The organism is Streptomyces sp. NPDC014764 (assembly GCF_043082785.1).
Classification (GTDB): Bacteria; Actinomycetota; Actinomycetes; order Streptomycetales; family Streptomycetaceae; genus Streptomyces; species Streptomyces althioticus.
Map to the genome: position 1 here is coordinate 209032 of NZ_JBIBXY010000008.1, position 16404 is coordinate 225435.

The window sequence follows — 16404 nt, forward strand, 5'->3', positions numbered from 1 at the left end:
GCGTCAGCCAGTCACCGGACCGTTGCCGGGCGTGCCTCGCAGTGCGGGGCGCCCGGGGAGGCGGCGGCCGGACGGAGCCGGGACGCGGGGTGCATCGGCATCTCCGTCAGGCCCGGGTGGTAGACGTGCAGGCTGACCGCGGGTTCCAGGGTGTCGTTGACGACGTCGTGCGCGTAACCGGGGGCGAAGACCCGCTGGTTCCCGGCGGTCAGCACGCGCGTGCCGCGGTCGGTGCGCTCGGTCAGCGCGCCGTGCAGGACGGTGAGCACGCCGGAGGAGCGGCCGTGGTCGTGCGGTCCGCTGCCCTGGCCGGGCACCCAGGACAGCAGCCACACCTCGTAGCCGGGGCCGGTGCGCAGCCGGTGGTACCAGCGGGTGGTGGCGTCGTAGCGCACGAGGGGTTCCCACTGGGCGCGGTCGGCGGCGACGGCGCGGGCCAGGCCGGCGAACTCGGCCACGGTGGAGGGGTGTTCACGCTCGGGCTGGAGCAGGTGCGGGACTTCGAGGATGTCGCCGGCGATCTGGAGGTCGCTGTCGCTGTTCATGGGATACGGAGGTCCTCGGCGCGATGAGGCGGGGCGGTGGGGGTGTCGCCGCGTGGGCCCGGATCGCGGGCGGGCGGCAGGGTCCGCCCCGGTCGGGAGCGGGTTCAGCAGGGAGAAGGCCGGGTCGTCGAGGGACGCGGCGGCGGCGGGAGCGCGGTGGGGCTCAACAGCCGGTACGGCGACAGCTACAGCGAGCGCGGGCAGCACCGAGGAACCCGACGGAGCGGGTCGAGGTGAGTGCCGGATTCGCGAGCATGCCCACAAGGAGAGCGGTTCACACCATTGAAGTCAACTCGACGCCCGGTATGTGGGACCGGGTTCACCTCATCCGGTTCATCTGACAGGTGAAAGGTTTGCTCAGTCGGTTGCCGGGACACAAGGTGCGCACGGCCGGGCCCCCCGCGCGCCGTTGCGATCCTGTGATCGGAATGTGATCCGGATCGCCGCGGCGAGGGGTGTCGGAACGAGATCGAACCTCTGGGCGTCCTCTCTCGTGAGCCTCTGTGCGGGGCCGGACACCCTCGCGGGTACCGTCTGCGTGTCAAGGTTTAGGGTGATTTGAACACTTTCCGCTCGGCCTTGGTTCCGCAGAGTGAATAAGGGGCCCAATAGCAGATCTCGGCTTGACTCGCCCGGAGCAGCACACTTGTAATTTCACTCGTGTCGTTCAGCCGGAATCGGTAACGGCCACATCACGGGGACGCGAAAGACGGACGAGGGGCGCACATGACCGAGCTGGTGCAGCAACTGCTGGTCGACGACGCGGACGAGGAACTCGGCTGGCAGGAGCGCGCGCTGTGCGCCCAGACCGACCCCGAGTCCTTCTTCCCCGAGAAGGGCGGCTCCACCCGGGAGGCCAAGAAGGTCTGCCTCGCCTGCGAGGTCCGGTCCGAGTGCCTCGAGTACGCCCTCGCGCACGACGAACGCTTCGGCATCTGGGGCGGCCTGTCCGAGCGGGAGCGCCGCCGCCTCAAGAAGGCCGCCGTGTGACGTGCGGCGCCCCGGGCACCGCCCGGCGCACTCCCGATATACACACGCTTCTTCGTACAAACGTCACTTAAGGCCCGTCGCCGGTGGGTTGTCCACAGGCGGCGGGCCCCCTTGTTGTGCAGCCGATAGTGTGGTCGCTCGTCCGAGACGCCCCGCCGCCCCCATCGGGCACGGGCGTCCCCACAGTCCACCGAACCGGGGCCCGTACCTCGATGTCCGTGCACAGCCACACGGCAGCCCGTCAGGATTCCGCTGCCGCACCTGAGTTCCCGCGTCACGTGGTGACCGCGGTCCTCGTCTCCCACGACGGCGCCCGCTGGCTGCCGGACGCGCTGGCCGGCCTGCTCGGCCAGGAGCGCCCCGTCCAGTCCGTCATGGCCGCCGACACCGGCAGCGCCGACGACTCCGCCCGGCTGGTCACCGAGGCCCTCGGCGACGACCGCGTCCTGCACCTCGCCCGGCGCACCGGCTTCGGCCAGGCCGTCGAGGAGTGCCACCGCGGCGCCCCCCGCCTCACCCCCGACGACCTGCCGTACCTGAAGCGGCCGAGCGGCTGGGACCCGGTCACCCGCAGCTGGCGCGACGACGCCTACGACCTTCCCGAACTGCCGTACGGCGAACCGGTCGAGTGGCTGTGGCTGCTGCACGACGACTGCGCGCCCGAGCCCGACGCGCTGGCGGAGCTGCTGCGCGTCGTGGAGAACGAGTACGAGCTCGGCCGTGAGGACGTCGCCGTCGTCGGCCCCAAGCTCCGCGGCTGGTACGACCGCAGGCAGCTGCTCGAGGTCGGCGTCTCCATCGCCAACTCCGGCCGTCGCTGGACGGGCCTGGACCGCCGCGAGCAGGACCAGGGCCAGCACGACCACGTGCGGCCCGTGCTGAGCGTGTCCACCGCGGGCATGCTCGTCCGCCGCGATCTCTTCGAGCAGCTCGGCGGCTTCGACCGGCATCTGCCCCTCATGCGCGACGACGTCGACCTGTGCTGGCGGTTCAACGCCGCCGGCTACCGGGTCCTCGTCGCGCCCGAGGCGGTCGTCCGGCACGCCGAGGCGGCCTCCCGCGAGCGCCGCACCGTCGACTGCGTGGGCCGCACCGCGGCCTCCCCGCACAAGGTGGACAAGGCCGGCGCCGTCCACACCCTCCTCGTCAACGCCCGCACCGCCGCCCTGCCCTGGGTGCTGCTCCGGGTCGTCCTCGGCACGCTGCTGCGCACCCTCGCCTACCTGGTCGGCAAGGTCCCCGGCCAGGCCGTCGACGAGATCCGCGGCCTCATGGGCGTCCTGCTGCGCCCCGAGCGCATCCTCGCCGGACGCCGCGACCGCGGCAGCCCCCAGGTGGACAAGGGCGAGCTGCGCCCGCTGTTCCCGCCGCCCGGCGCGACCGTCCGCGTCACCGTGGAGCAGGTCGCGAGCAACCTCGTCGGCCGCTCCGACCCCGAGGCGGCCTCCGGCGCCGGACGGCACGGCAGCGCGATCGAGTCAGGACCCGGCGGCGACGACGCCGACTTCCTCGAGATCGAGCAGTTCGCCCGCCTCAAGCGCATCGCCCGCCGACCGGGACCGGTCCTCTTCCTGACGCTGCTGCTGGTCTCGCTGGTGGCGTGCCGTCAACTCCTCGGCGGCGGCGCGCTGGCCGGCGGAGCCCTGCTGCCCGCGCCCGCCGCGGCGGGCGACCTGTGGGCCCGCTACACCGACGCCTGGCACGCGGTCGGCGCCGGCGGCACCGGCACCGCGCCCCCCTACCTGGCGATCGTCGCGGCGCTGGCGACCCTGCTGCTCGGCTCCACCGGCCTCGCCGTCACCGTGATGCTCGTCTGCTCGGTGCCGCTGGCCGGCCTCACCGCGTACTTCGCCTCCCGTCCGCTCGTCGAGTCCCGGCTGCTGCGCGCCTGGGCGGCCGTCGCCTACGCCTTCCTGCCCGCCGCGACCGGCGCCCTGGCCTCGGGACACATCGGCACGGCCGTGCTCGCCGTGCTGCTGCCCCTCCTCGCCCGCACCGGCATCGCCGCGAGCGGCCTCACCGCCCCCGACGGCCGCGGCAGCTGGCGCGCCACCTGGGCGTACGCGCTGCTGCTCACCCTCACCACGGCGTTCACCCCGATCGTGTGGCCGATGGCGCTGGTCCTCGGCGTCGGCGTGCTGGCCCTGCGCAGGGCCGCCCTCAAGACCTACGCGCCGCGCTTCCTGGCGCAGTTCGGCAGCCCCCTGCTGGTGCTCGCCCCCTGGTCGTTGTCCCTGCTGCCGTTCGGCTTCTTCCAGGAGGCCGGACTGCCGTTCGGGGCGTCTGCCGCGTCCGCGCTCGACCTGCTCGGCGTGAGCCCCGGCGGGCCCGGCACCGGAGGCGGGCTGCTGCTGATCGGCCTGGTCCTCGCCGCACTGGCCGCGCTGCTGCGCGCCGAGCGCCGCACGGCGATCCTCACCGCGTGGACGGCGGCCCTGGTGGGTCTCGTCTTCGCGGCCCTGTCCAACGGCTCCGCCTGGGCGGGCCCCGCCACCCTCGTCTACGGCATCGCCCTGCTGGCCGCCGGCACGCTGGGCGCGGACGGCGCCCGCTCGCGCGTCGCCGAGCAGAGCTTCGGATGGCGCCAGCCGGTCGCCGCGCTGATCGCCCTGGCCTGCGCCGTCGGCCCGCTGGTCCTCGCCGTCGGCTGGATGGTCCGCGGCGCCGACGGTCCCGTCGAGCGGCGCGACCCGGTGCAGGTGCCGGCGTTCGTCGCCGAGGAGAGCGCCACCCGCGACCAGGCCCGCACCCTGGTCCTCGACACCGACTCCGCCGACCGCGTCGACTACGTCCTGGTGCGCGGCTCCGGGGCCCGTATGGGCGACGCGGAGATCACCGCCCAGGACGGCGAGAACGAACTGCTCGACAAGGTCGTCGCCAACCTCGTCGCCGGCTCCGGCGCCGACCAGGCCGACCAGCTCGGCGGCTTCGCCGTCCGCTACGTCCTGGTGCACCCTGGCGCCCCGCGCGAGGTCACCCGGGTGCTGGACGCCACGCCGGGCCTGAGCCGGCTCAGCCAGCAGGCGGGCGGCGCGTTGTGGCGGGTGGACCGGCAGGTCGCCCGCGCGGCCGTCATGCCCGCCGGGGGCAAGGGCGAACCGGAGCCTGTGGCCGCGGGCCCGGTGGAGATCCACACCGAGATCGAGGCCGGAGCGGAAGGCCGCGTCCTGCGTCTGGCCGACTCCGCCGCGGAGGGCTGGACCGCCACCCTCGACGGCAAGGTGCTCACCCCGGCCACGGTCGACGGCTGGGCCCAGGGCTTCGAACTGCCCGCGTCCGGCGGGCGCCTGGACGTCACCTACGACGAGCCGTTCACGCACACCCTGTGGATGTGGGCGCAGGGGCTGCTCGCCGTGGTCCTCGTGGTCATGGCGCTGCCCGGCCGCAGCCGTGACATCGACGACGACCTGCCCGAGGAGGAGCCCGTCCCCGCCGAGGCCATGGCCGGCGAGGGCCGCCGCGCCCGCCGCCTGCGCGCCCAGGCCGAGGCGGAGGCCGCCGCGGCGGCCGGCGGCCCGGACGACGGCGCCCCGCAGGGGCCTGACGAACCCGGCCCCGAACCGGAGGCCGACATGCCCGCCCCGCCGGAGCACCCCCCGGCCGCCGTCCCGCACCAGGCGGACTACGGCGACTGGGACCAGAACCAGTACCGGAACGCGGGCTACGACGAGAACACCTATGCGGCCGCGCCCTACCAGCAGCAGTACCCGGCGGACGCCTACGGCGGACAGCAGTACCCGGCGGAGGCCTACCCGCAGCAGGAAGGCGCGTACGACCCGTACGGCTACGGCGCCCCGCAGCAGGGCTACGACCAGACGTACCCGCAGGGATACGACGGGACTGCGTACCCACAGGGCTACGACACCCCGTACGACCCCCACGGCACGGGCAACGAGCGTCCTGACGGGAGCCAGCAGTGAACCGCACCACCCTGTCCCTGATCGCGGGCGCCACCGCGCTCGCGGCCGTCACCGGCTTCGCCGCGGTCTCGGCGCCCGACCCCGAGGCCGCCGGGCAGCGCACCGGGGCGGCGGCCACCCTGCCCGTGGAGCGCACCGGCCTGCTGTGCCCGCAGCCCAGCACCTCCGACCTGGCCGAGACGACGTACACCTCGTTCACGCCGGTCACGGAGGGCGCGGACGACGAGGGCACGGCCGTGCTCCGGTCGGCCGCTCAGCAGTCGGCCCCGGACGGGGACGCCGAGGACGCCGGGGGCGAGAAGGACGGCGATGACGCCTCCGCCGACGAGGAGAGCGCGAAGGACGAGAAGGGCGAGAAGGGTGACAAGGACGCCGCGGAGGACGACAAGGCCGACCGGCCCGTCCTCCAGCTCAAGGAGCCCGGAAAACCGGTGACCGCCGAGACGGAGGGCGCCGACGCCCCCGCTCTCGTCGGCACCGCCGACGGCCGTTTCGCGTCCGGCTGGACCGCGCAGCAGACCACGGAGGTCGCGGCGGGCACCGGCCGCGGGCTCCAGGGCGTCGCCTGCTCCGCCGCCGACACGCAGTTCTGGTTCCCCGGCGCGAGCACGGACGACAGCCGCACCGACTACATCCACCTGACCAATCCGGACGACTCCGCGGCCGTCGTCGACATCGAGCTCTACGGCAAGGACGGCGAGCTGGAGACGACGGTGGGGGAGGGCATCACGGTCAAGCCCCGCTCCGCCGAGCCGGTGCTGCTGTCCACGCTCACCGCCGAGAAGCAGACCGACGTCACCGTGCACGTGGTGGTGCGCAGCGGCCGGGTCGGGGCCGCCGTGCAGGCCCTGGACGACGAGACGGGCGGCGACTGGCTGCCCGCGTCGGCCGACCCGTCGGGCCGTCTGGTCATGCCCGGCATCCCCAAGGACGCCAAGGCCGTGCGCCTGGTCGCCTTCACGCCCGGGGACGCCGGTGTCGACCTGAAGGTGCGGCTCGCCGCCCCGTCCGGTCTGATCACCCCGGCCGGCAACGAGACGCTGCACCTCAAGGGCGGCATGACGGCGGCCTTCGACCTGGGTGAGCTCACCCGCGGCGAGGCGGGTTCCCTCGTGCTGACGGCGCCGGACGGCTCCGTGCCGGTCGTGGCGGCCGTGCGGGTGCTGCGCGGCGAGGAGGGCAAGCAGGAGTCGGCGTTCATCCCGGCGGCGCGCCCGATCGAGACGCGGGCGACGGCGCTGGACAACACCGCCAAGGGCACCACCCTCTCGGTCACCGCGCCCGAGGGCGGGGCCGAGATCAAGGTGACGGCCTCCGCGGGTACCAAGGGCGGGACGCCGCAGACGAAGACGTACAGCATCAAGTCGGGGACGACGCAGGACATCGAGGCGCCGGTGCCCGCAGGGCTGAAGGGCAGCTACGCACTGACGGTCGAGACGCGGTCCGGCGGTCCCGTCTACGCCTCGCGCACCCTGGCCTCGACGGAGGGCGGCGTCCCGTTCTTCACGGTGCAGCCGCTCCCGGACGACCGGGGCGTGGTGGCGGTGCCGGACGCGTCCGAGGACCTGTCCGTCCTCCAGCGGTAGCCGCCTCCAGCGGTGGGCGTCCTCCAGTGGTGGGCGTCCTTCGGCGGTGCCCGTCCGCAAGCGGTGGCCGTACGAAGCCCCCGGTACGTCAGTCCTCGCCGTACCGGGGGTCGACCGTTTCGGGGGTGAGTCCCAGCAGGTCGGCGACCTGCTCGACGACGACCTCGTGGACCAGCGCCGCCCGCTCGTCACGCCCCTTGGAGCGGATCTCGACCGGCCGCCGGTAGATCACCACGCGCGCGGGGCGGCCGTCGCGCGCGGTCACCGTCCCGCCCAGCGGGACCCCCTCGTCCCAGCCGGGTCCGGCGGCGCCGTCCAGCCGGGGGACGTCCAGTACCAGGAAATCGATGTCGGCGAGCTGCGGCCAGCGCCGCTCCAGCCGCTCCACCGAGTCCTGCACCAGATCCGCGAACGTCTCCGCGCGGCTGGCGGCCAGCGGCACCTGGGGCGGTGCGATCGGGCCGCGCATGCCCCGCCCGTGGCGGTCACGGCGTCGGGGCCCGGGGGCTGCGGAGCGAGGAGTCACGGGGCTGTCCATCACTGCGAAGGGTAGTCGTCGTGCCGCCGCGCCGCCCCACGCCCACGCGCGTTCCGGCCGACCCGCGCGGCATGTCACTACCTGACCATTCCAGCCAAGGTTGGGCTCGATTCCGTATCTCTCCTGGACCGATCACCTCAAGGCATTTGACGGTGTTTATGCCGAGTGGTGACCGCAATCAGAACCGGCCGAAAGCCGCCGTTCCGGCGTACCGCCTGGTCACAGAGGTGTGTTTCCTGGGGTATGTGGGGCGTTTCACACCCCGACACGGGGGAGTGACCTGGTGGAGAGTCGTCGCGGCCCGCTCAAGAGTGCGGTACCGTCCAACGTCGTGAGCCCTGTACGTCGCTGTTCGCGCACCGCCTGCGGCCGTCCCGCCGTCGCGACGCTGACGTACGTCTACGCCGACTCGACCGCGGTCCTCGGCCCGCTCGCCACCTACGCCGAACCCCACTGCTACGACCTGTGCGCCGAGCACTCCGAGCGCCTCACCGCGCCGCGTGGCTGGGAGGTCGTCCGCCTGCTCGACGGGTCCGCCCCGGCGCAGCCCAGCGGGGACGACCTGGAAGCGCTCGCCAACGCCGTGCGTGAGGCGGCCCGCCCCCAGGAGCGGGCGGCCGGGGCCGGCGGCGGCGCACGCGGCGCCGACCCGATGGAGGTCGCCCGCCGAGGCCACCTGCGGGTTCTGCGCTCCCCGGACAACTGAGCCGAGCGCTCCGCCCCTCCCGTCACATCCCTTCACCGCACGCCCATTGACGCCCGCTTGGCGCGGACACGACCATTCCGGTGACCCAGCGAGAAATCGCTTTCGCATGGCGGAATCCGGGAGGCGCTCGTGTACGTCCAGGAACTGGAACCCGTCGCCGGATCACTCGGTCTCTCCGCCCTCGTGGCGGCTGCGCCGCTGCTGATCGTGCTGGTGCTGCTCGGCGGTGTCCGGATGAAGGCGCACCTCGCGGGCCTGATCGGCCTGGCGGCGGCGGTCGCGGTGGCCTGGCTGGTGTACGGGATGCCGCTGGACCAGACGCTCTCCAGCGGCGTCCAGGGCGCCGTCTTCGGGCTCTTCCCCATCATGTGGATCGTCGTGAACGCCCTGTGGATCTACCGGATGACGGTCCGCACCCGCCACTTCGACATCCTGCGCCGCTCCTTCGGCCGGCTCTCCGACGACCCCCGCATCCAGGCGCTCGTCGTCGCGTTCTGCTTCGGCGCCCTGCTGGAGGCGCTGGCCGGATTCGGCGCCCCCGTCGCGATCTCCGCCGTGATGCTGGTCGCCCTCGGCTTCGACCCCGTACGCGCCGCCGTGGTCGCGCTGGTCGCCAACACCGCGCCGGTGGCGTTCGGCGCGATGGGCACGCCCGTCGTCACGCTCGCCCAGGTCACCGGGCTGCCGCTCGACTCCGTGGCGTCCGTCGTCGGCCGCCAGACCCCGCTGCTGGCCCTCGTGGTGCCGCTCGTGCTCGTCTGGCTCGTCGACGGCCGACGCGGACTGCGCGAGACCTGGGTGCCCGCCCTGGTCTGCGGCGTCGCCTTCGCCGTGGCCCAGTTCGCCGCGTCCAACTACGTCTCCGCCCAGCTCGCCGACATCGGCGCCGCCCTCGCCGGCGCGGGCGCCCTGATGGCCGTGCCCCACTCCCGCGTGCCCGCCGCCGAATCCGTCCGGGCCTCCGTGCTGACCGGCACCCGCAGCGAGGAACTGGACGCCGAGGACCCGCGCGGCGAGGTCGTGCGGGCGTACGCCCCCTACGCGCTGATCGTCGCGATCTTCGCCGTCGCGCAGATCCCGGCCGTCAAGGACTGGCTCGCCGGCGCCACGCAGACCTGGAACTGGCCGCTGCTGGACGTAGCCGGCCCCGACGGCGAGCCCGTCGGCGGCAACATGTTCAGCCTGCCGCTCGTCTCCACCGGCGGGACGCTCGTGCTGTTCGCCGGGCTCGCCACCGCCGCGGTCCTCGGCGTCCACGCGCGCGTGGCGGTCAGGGAGTGGCTGGAGACCGTGCGCGAACTTCGGTTCGCACTGCTCACGGTGACCAGCGTGCTCGCCCTCGCCTACGTCATGAACCTCTCCGGACAGGCCGCCACCATCGGCCACTTCGTGGCGGCCGCCGGCGCGGGCCTCGCCTTCCTGTCCCCGGTGCTGGGCTGGTTCGGCGTCGCCGTGTCCGGCTCCGACACCTCCGCCAACGCCCTCTTCGGCGCCCTCCAGGTCACCGCCGCCCAGCAGTCCGGCCTTTCACCCGAACTGCTCGCCGCCGCCAACAGCTCCGGCGGCGTCCTCGGCAAGATGATCTCGCCGCAGAACCTCACCATCGCCTGCGCGGCCGTCGGACTCGCGGGCCGCGAGGGCGACCTGCTGCGCAAGGTGCTGCCCTGGAGCCTCGGCCTGCTGCTCGTGATGTGCCTGATCGTGGTGGGCCAGAGCACGGCGGTGCTCGGCTGGATGCTGCCCTGAACCTCCGCGACGGCCCTGCCGGACGCTACGGGTAGTTTGTGGTGACCGACAGGACTTCCGGAAGGGCTGGCCGTGGCTGCAGATCTCTCGCAGATCGTGAAGGCGTACGACGTGCGCGGGGTCGTCCCCGACCAGTGGGACGAGGCGCTCGCCGAGCTCTTCGGGGCCGCCTTCGTCCGGGTGACCTCCGCGACCGCCGTCGTCACCGGGCACGACATGCGCCCCTCGTCCCCGGGCCTGTCCGCCGCCTTCGCCCGCGGCGCGGCCGGCCAGGGCGCCGACGTCACCGAGATCGGCCTGTGCTCCACCGACCAGCTCTACTACGCCTCGGGGGCGCTGGACCTGCCGGGCGCGATGTTCACCGCCTCGCACAACCCGGCGCGCTACAACGGCATCAAGCTGTGCCGCGCGGGCGCCGCCCCCGTCGGCCAGGACACCGGCCTCGCCGACATCCGCGCCCTCGTCGAGGAGTGGAGCGACACGGGCGCCCCGCGGCCGGCCGCCGCCACCGGGACGGTCACCCGTCGCGACACCCTCGACGACTACGCGGCCCACCTGCGTTCCCTCGTCGACCTCACCGGCATCCGCCCGCTGAAGGTCGTCGTCGACGCCGGCAACGGCATGGGAGGCCACACCGTCCCCACCGTCCTCGCCGGACTGCCGCTCACGCTCGTCCCGATGTACTTCGAGCTCGACGGCACCTTCCCCAACCACGAGGCCAACCCGTTGGACCGGGCCAACCTCGTCGACCTGCAGAAGCGGGTCCGCGAGGAGGGCGCCGACCTCGGCCTCGCCTTCGACGGCGACGCCGACCGCTGCTTCGTCGTCGACGAGCGCGGCGAACCGGTCTCCCCCTCCGCCGTCACCGCCCTGGTCGCCGCCCGCGAACTCGCTCGCAACGGCGGCACGGGCACCGTCATCCACAACCTGATCACCTCGTGGTCCGTGCCCGAGGTCGTGCGGGAGAACGGCGGCACCCCCGAGCGCACCCGCGTGGGCCACTCCTTCATCAAGGCGGAGATGGCCAGGACCGGCGCCATCTTCGGCGGCGAGCACTCCGCCCACTACTACTTCCGCGACTTCTGGAACGCCGACACCGGCATGCTGGCCGCCCTGCACGTCCTCGCCGCGCTCGGCGAGCAGCAGGGCACCCTGTCCGCACTCGTCGACCAGTACGACCGCTACGCAGGCTCCGGCGAGATCAACTCCACCGTCGACGACCAGGCCGCCCGCCTCGCCGCGATCCGCGCCGCCTACGAGGGCCGCGAGGGCGTCACCCTCGACGACCTGGACGGCCTCACCGTCTCCGCCGCCGACTGGTGGTTCAACGTCCGCCCCAGCAACACCGAACCGCTGCTGCGGCTGAACGCCGAAGCCCGGGACGAGGCCACCATGATCCGCGTCCGCGACGAGGCCCTCGCCCTGATCAGGCAGTAATCGCCGAACCCTTGGGAGGCCGGGGCGGCGGGGGCCCGGGCGGTCCGCCCCGGACCCGCCGCACGGCCCTCACCGGCGGTACCCTGACCAGCACATCCACCAGTGAAGGGACCCTCATGCCTCTCGAAGCCGGCCTCCTGGAGATCCTGGCCTGCCCGGCCTGCCACTCCCCCCTCGAGGAGCGGGACACCGAGCTGGTCTGCACCGGCCAGGACTGCGGGCTCGCCTACCCGGTCCGCGACGGCATCCCCGTCCTCCTCGTCGACGAGGCCCGCCGCCCGGAGTAGCCGCCCCGCGCGCCCGGAGCCCCCGCGTACCGCCCCGCCGATCGGAGCCAGTCGCCCATGCTCGACGAATCGCTGCTCGACTCACCGGAGGGCCTCGCCGAGGCCGACCACCGCGCCCTGCTCCGCGGCGCCGCCGAGGCCGGGGCCCGCGTCCGCACCGCGGCACGGCACGCCGCCGATGCGGGCGTGGGCGACCTGAAGCCCGACGGCCGCCCCCGCGCCGTGCTCATCGCCGGGCCCGGCGCCGCCGCCACCCAGACCGCCGACCTGCTCGGCACCCTGGCCGGCGCCGGCAGCCCCGTCACCCGCCTCGCCCCCACCGGCGTCGCGCCCGCCGCGGGCGCCCTGCGCTGGGAACTGCCGGGCTGGGCGGGGTCCGTGGACCTGCTGCTGATCGCCACCCCGGACGGCACCGAACCGGGCCTGTCCCTGCTGTCCGAGCAGGCCTACCGGCGCGGCCTCACCGTCGTCGCCGTCGCCCCCGCCGGCACCCCGCTCGCCGAGTCCGTCTCCGGCAGCCACGGCCTGTTCGTCCCCATGGCCGTCGCGCCCTACGACCACGACGAACCCCTCGCCGCCTCCTCGCCCGGCGTGCTGTGGGCGCTGTTCACCCCGCTGCTCGCCCTGCTCGACCGCACCGGCCTGCTCACCGCGCCGCCGGACGCCCTGCAGAAGGTCGCCGACCGCCTCGACGCCGTCGCCGAACGCTGCGGGCCCGCCGTCGTCACGTACAGCAACGCGGCCAAGACCCTGGCCGCCGAACTCGCCGACGCGCTGCCCGTCGTGTGGACCGAGGGCGTCTCGGCCGGACCCGCGGGACGGCGCTTCGCCGCCGCGCTCGCCGAGCTGTCCGGCACCCCCGCCGTCGTCGCCGAACTGCCCGAGGCCCTCGCCGCGCACAGCGCCCTGCTCGCCGGACCGCTCGCCGCAGGCGCCGACCCGGACGACTTCTTCCGCGACCGCGTGGAGGAGGCGCCCGCCCTGCACGCGCGGGTGGTGCTGCTCCGCGACCGGCCCCTCGGCGGCCTCACCGCCGCCCCCGCCGCCCGTGAGCTGGCCCTCACCCACGACACGCCGATCAGCGAGCTGGAACCCGAGGAGGGCGGCGAACTGGAGACCCTCGCGGAACTGATCGCCGTCACCGATTTCGCCGCCGTTTACCTGGCGCTCGCCTCGGCACCCCGATGATGCCGCAGGCCCCCTGACCCCCGCGCGGCGCCAGGCCCGGCGCGCCCGCACGAGAACCGGCAGAAGGAACGCGAAGAGCCCCATGGACCGCCTCGACAACACCGTCCGCCCCTACGCCTGGGGCTCCACCACCGCCATCCCGCGGCTGCTCGGCACCGAGCCGACCGGCGAACCACAGGCGGAGATGTGGATGGGCGCCCACCCCGGCGCCCCCTCGCGCACCGGCCGGGGCACCCTCGCCGAGGTCGTCGACGCCGACCCTGAGCGCGAGCTCGGCGCCGCAACGGTCGCCAAGTTCGGGCCCCGCCTGCCGTTCCTGCTCAAACTCCTCGCCGCCGGCTCCCCGCTGTCCCTCCAGGTCCACCCCGACCGGGCGCAGGCACAGGCGGGCTACGAGGACGAGGAGCGCCGCGGCGTCCCCGTCACCGCCCCGCACCGCAACTACAAGGACACCAATCACAAGCCCGAACTGATCTGCGCCCTCACCGAGTTCGACGGCCTGTGCGGTTTCCGCGACCCGCTGCGCGCCGCCGAACTCCTCGACGGCCTCGGCGTGGACTCCCTCAAGCCGTACGTCGACCTGCTGCACGCCCGCCCCGAGGAGGCGGCGTTGCGCGAGGTGCTCACCGCCGTGCTCACCGCCGACCCGGACGAGATGGCCCGCACCGTCACGGAGACGGCCGCCGCCTGCGACCGCCTCGGCGGCGACTACGCCCCCTACGCCGGCATCGCCCACCACTACCCGGGCGACCCCGGCGTCATCGCCGCGATGCTCCTCAACCACGTCCGGCTGCAGCCCGGCGAGGCGATGTTCCTGGGCGCCGGCGTCCCGCACGCCTACCTCGACGGCCTCGGCGTCGAGATCATGGCCAACTCCGACAACGTCCTGCGCTGCGGCCTCACCCCCAAGCACGTCGACGTCCCCGAACTGCTGCGCATCGTCCGCTTCGAGGCCACCGACCCCGCCGTACTGCGCCCGGAGGCCGGCCCGGACGACGAGGAGGTCTACGAGACCCCCACCGACGAGTTCCGGCTCTCCCGCTACGTCCTTCCCGAGGGCGCCCCCGCCCACGACCTCACCCTCGAGGCACCGCAGGTCCTGCTGTGCACCGCGGGCGCCGTCCGGGCCGGTGAGCACGATCTGACCCCCGGACAGTCCGTGTTCGTCCCCGCGGGTGAGAAGGCCGAGGTCTCGGGTACCGGAACCGTCTTCCGGGCCACCGTCGTCCTTTGAGCGGGCCATGACCACGACCTGACGCTCCGTCGCCGGGCGGGACTGCAACAATGGCGCACCGTCATAGCACGGACCACGGCCCGGCGGCGGGCGCACACGCCTGCCCGGACCCCCACGGCGTACGAAGGGACAACGCGGACACATGAGCGCGTCAGGCGGCACCAAGGCGATCGTGGCGGCACTCGTCGCCAACCTCGCGATCGCGGTAGCGAAGTTCGTGGCGTTCGTCTTCAGCGGCTCCTCGTCGATGCTCGCCGAGTCCGTGCACTCGGTCGCCGACTCCGGCAACCAGGCACTGCTGCTAGTCGGCGGCAAGAAGGCGCGGCGCGAGGCCACCCCGGAACACCCCTTCGGCTACGGCCGCGAGCGGTACATCTACGCCTTCCTCGTCTCCATCGTCCTGTTCTCGGTCGGCGGCATGTTCGCCCTCTACGAGGGCTACGAGAAGATCAAGCACCCGCACGAGCTGGAGCACTGGTACTGGCCGGTCGGCGTGCTGATCTTCGCGATCATCGCCGAGAGCTTCTCCTTCCGCACCGCCATCAAGGAGTCCAACGCCCTGCGCGGCCGCCGCTCCTGGAAGGAGTTCGTCCGCCACGCCAAGGCGCCCGAACTGCCCGTCGTCCTGCTGGAGGACCTCGGCGCCCTCATCGGTCTGATCCTCGCCCTCGGCGGCGTCGGCCTGGCCCTCGCCACCGGCGACAGCGTCTGGGACGGCATCGGCACCCTCTGCATCGGCGTCCTGCTCATCCTGATCGCCCTGGTGCTCGCCGCCGAGACCAAGTCGCTGCTGCTCGGTGAGGCCGCGGGCACCGAGGAGACCCGCAAGATCGAGGCCGCCGTCGTCGACGGCGACACCGTCACCCGCATCATCCACATGCGCACCCTCCACCTCGGCCCCGAGGAACTGCTCGTCGCCGCCAAGATCGCGGTGCAGCACGACGACACCGCCACCGAGGTGGCCGCAGCCATCGACGCCGCCGAGGCCCGCATCCGCGACGCCGTGCCGATCGCCCGGGTGATCTACCTCGAGCCCGACATCTACAGCGAGGCCGAGGCCGCCAAGGGCTCCGACCCCGAGGCCACACCCGGCGGACCCACCCAGCCGGACGAGGCGCACTGACCCACCCGACACCGCCGTCAGGCCGTTCCGGGACCGCACCGCGGCCCCAGAACGGCCTGATGTGTTCGCGGCCGGACTGGGGACCGCCGGGCGGGTCGGTGTAGCTTGGGACGGAGCCAGACGTCGCTGCTGATGGCGGTCGGGCGGTCCCACCGCGGACCGGCCGAGGGAGAGAGGGCCTCCGACGGACTGCGCTGCGCGTACGCGGGCATGCCTGTGCCCTCCTCGGGCACTCCTGTGTCCGCCGCCGCGCAGACCAGCCGTACCCACCTCGACCCAACCCGAGGAGCAGCCCGTAATGACGACTGTCGACAACCGACAGGACTTCAAGGTCGCCGATCTCTCCCTGGCCGAGTTCGGCCGCAAGGAGATCACCCTCGCCGAGCACGAGATGCCCGGCCTGATGGCGATCCGCAAGGAGTACGCCGACGCCCAGCCCCTGGCCGGCGCCCGGATCACCGGCTCCCTGCACATGACCGTGCAGACCGCCGTCCTCATCGAGACCCTCGTCGCGCTCGGCGCGCGGGTCCGCTGGGCGTCCTGCAACATCTTCTCCACCCAGGACCACGCCGCGGCCGCCATCGCCGTCGGCCCGAACGGCACGCCCGACAACCCGCAGGGCGTCCCCGTCTTCGCCTGGAAGGGCGAGACGCTCGACGAGTACTGGTGGTGCACCGAGCAGGCGCTGACCTGGCCGGACAGCCCCACCGGCGGTCCGAACATGATCCTCGACGACGGCGGCGACGCCACGCTCCTCGTCCACAAGGGCGTGGAGTACGAGAAGGACGGCAAGGCGCCCTCCCCGGACACCGCCGAGTCCGACGAGCACCGGGTCATCCTGGAGCTCCTCAACCGCACCCTCGCCGAGAACCCGCAGAAGTGGACCCAGCTGTCCTCCGAGATCCGCGGTGTGACGGAGGAGACCACGACGGGTGTGCACCGTCTGTACGAGATGCAGCGTGACGGCGTCCTGCTGTTCCCGGCGATCAACGTGAACGACGCCGTGACGAAGTCGAAGTTCGACAACAAGTACGGCTGCCGCCACTCCCTGGTCGACGGCATCAACCGCGCCACCGACACCCTCATCGGCGGCAAGACCGCCGT

General features: G+C 73.5%; 13 protein-coding genes. 11 read left to right on the top strand and 2 right to left on the bottom strand.

Going from position 1 to position 16404, the window contains the following annotated elements:
* Positions 1-11: 11 nt before the first annotated feature.
* Entirely contained in the window at positions 12-545 is a 534-nt protein-coding gene (locus ACF1AG_RS21880; protein ID WP_359605336.1) for a cysteine dioxygenase family protein, read from the bottom strand.
* Between the two features lie 726 nt (positions 546-1271).
* Here ACF1AG_RS21880 and ACF1AG_RS21885 point away from each other — a divergent pair.
* The 3 genes from ACF1AG_RS21885 to ACF1AG_RS21895 all read left to right on the top strand — a co-directional run bounded on the left by ACF1AG_RS21885 (position 1272) and on the right by ACF1AG_RS21895 (position 7041).
* A complete protein-coding gene (locus tag ACF1AG_RS21885) occupies positions 1272-1535 on the top strand; it encodes a WhiB family transcriptional regulator (protein ID WP_006134669.1) in 264 nt (87 codons plus the stop codon).
* 212 nt (positions 1536-1747) lie between these two features.
* Complete coding sequence (locus tag ACF1AG_RS21890) at positions 1748-5455, top strand: glycosyltransferase (protein ID WP_391810236.1); 3708 nt, start codon at positions 1748-1750, stop codon at positions 5453-5455.
* The gene (locus ACF1AG_RS21895; RefSeq protein WP_391810237.1) at positions 5452-7041 is read left to right on the top strand and encodes a DUF5719 family protein; all 1590 of its coding nucleotides are present in this window, start codon (positions 5452-5454) and stop codon (positions 7039-7041) included. The genes ACF1AG_RS21890 and ACF1AG_RS21895 overlap by 4 nt, the downstream gene beginning before the upstream one ends.
* An 88-nt stretch (positions 7042-7129) precedes the next feature.
* Here ACF1AG_RS21895 and ACF1AG_RS21900 read toward each other — a convergent pair whose 3' ends face one another.
* The gene (locus ACF1AG_RS21900) at positions 7130-7510 is read right to left on the bottom strand and encodes a metallopeptidase family protein (protein ID WP_391810238.1); all 381 of its coding nucleotides are present in this window, start codon (positions 7508-7510) and stop codon (positions 7130-7132) included.
* A 352-nt stretch (positions 7511-7862) separates the two neighbouring features.
* On the opposite strand from ACF1AG_RS21900, the gene ACF1AG_RS21905 reads away from it, so the two are divergent.
* The 8 genes from ACF1AG_RS21905 to ACF1AG_RS21940 form a co-directional block, all read left to right on the top strand.
* Positions 7863-8285: a DUF3499 domain-containing protein gene (locus tag ACF1AG_RS21905; RefSeq protein WP_006134663.1), complete on the top strand. Its 423-nt coding sequence runs from the start codon at positions 7863-7865 to the stop codon at positions 8283-8285.
* A gap of 129 nt (positions 8286-8414) precedes the next feature.
* On the top strand, positions 8415-10031 hold the full coding sequence (locus ACF1AG_RS21910; protein ID WP_359605330.1) for an L-lactate permease: 1617 nt from the start codon (positions 8415-8417) through the stop codon (positions 10029-10031).
* 72 nt (positions 10032-10103) lie between these two features.
* Positions 10104-11468, top strand: a complete 1365-nt coding sequence (locus tag ACF1AG_RS21915; RefSeq protein ID WP_387797677.1) for a phosphomannomutase/phosphoglucomutase — start codon at positions 10104-10106, stop codon at positions 11466-11468.
* A gap of 116 nt (positions 11469-11584) precedes the next feature.
* Positions 11585-11755 carry a Trm112 family protein gene (locus ACF1AG_RS21920; RefSeq protein ID WP_019527105.1) on the top strand — a complete coding sequence of 57 codons (171 nt, stop codon included), beginning with the start codon at positions 11585-11587 and terminating at the stop codon, positions 11753-11755.
* Positions 11756-11812: 57 nt separating this feature from the next.
* Entirely contained in the window at positions 11813-12943 is a 1131-nt protein-coding gene (locus ACF1AG_RS21925) for an SIS domain-containing protein (protein WP_359752382.1), read from the top strand.
* 82 nt (positions 12944-13025) lie between these two features.
* Positions 13026-14177 carry a mannose-6-phosphate isomerase, class I gene (gene manA, locus ACF1AG_RS21930; RefSeq protein ID WP_387797679.1) on the top strand — a complete coding sequence of 384 codons (1152 nt, stop codon included), beginning with the start codon at positions 13026-13028 and terminating at the stop codon, positions 14175-14177.
* A gap of 142 nt (positions 14178-14319) precedes the next feature.
* A complete protein-coding gene (locus tag ACF1AG_RS21935) occupies positions 14320-15300 on the top strand; it encodes a cation diffusion facilitator family transporter (RefSeq protein ID WP_359605322.1) in 981 nt (326 codons plus the stop codon).
* Positions 15301-15598: 298 nt separating this feature from the next.
* A partial coding sequence (locus ACF1AG_RS21940; RefSeq protein ID WP_391810239.1) for an adenosylhomocysteinase occupies positions 15599-16404 on the top strand: 806 nt, incomplete at its 3' end.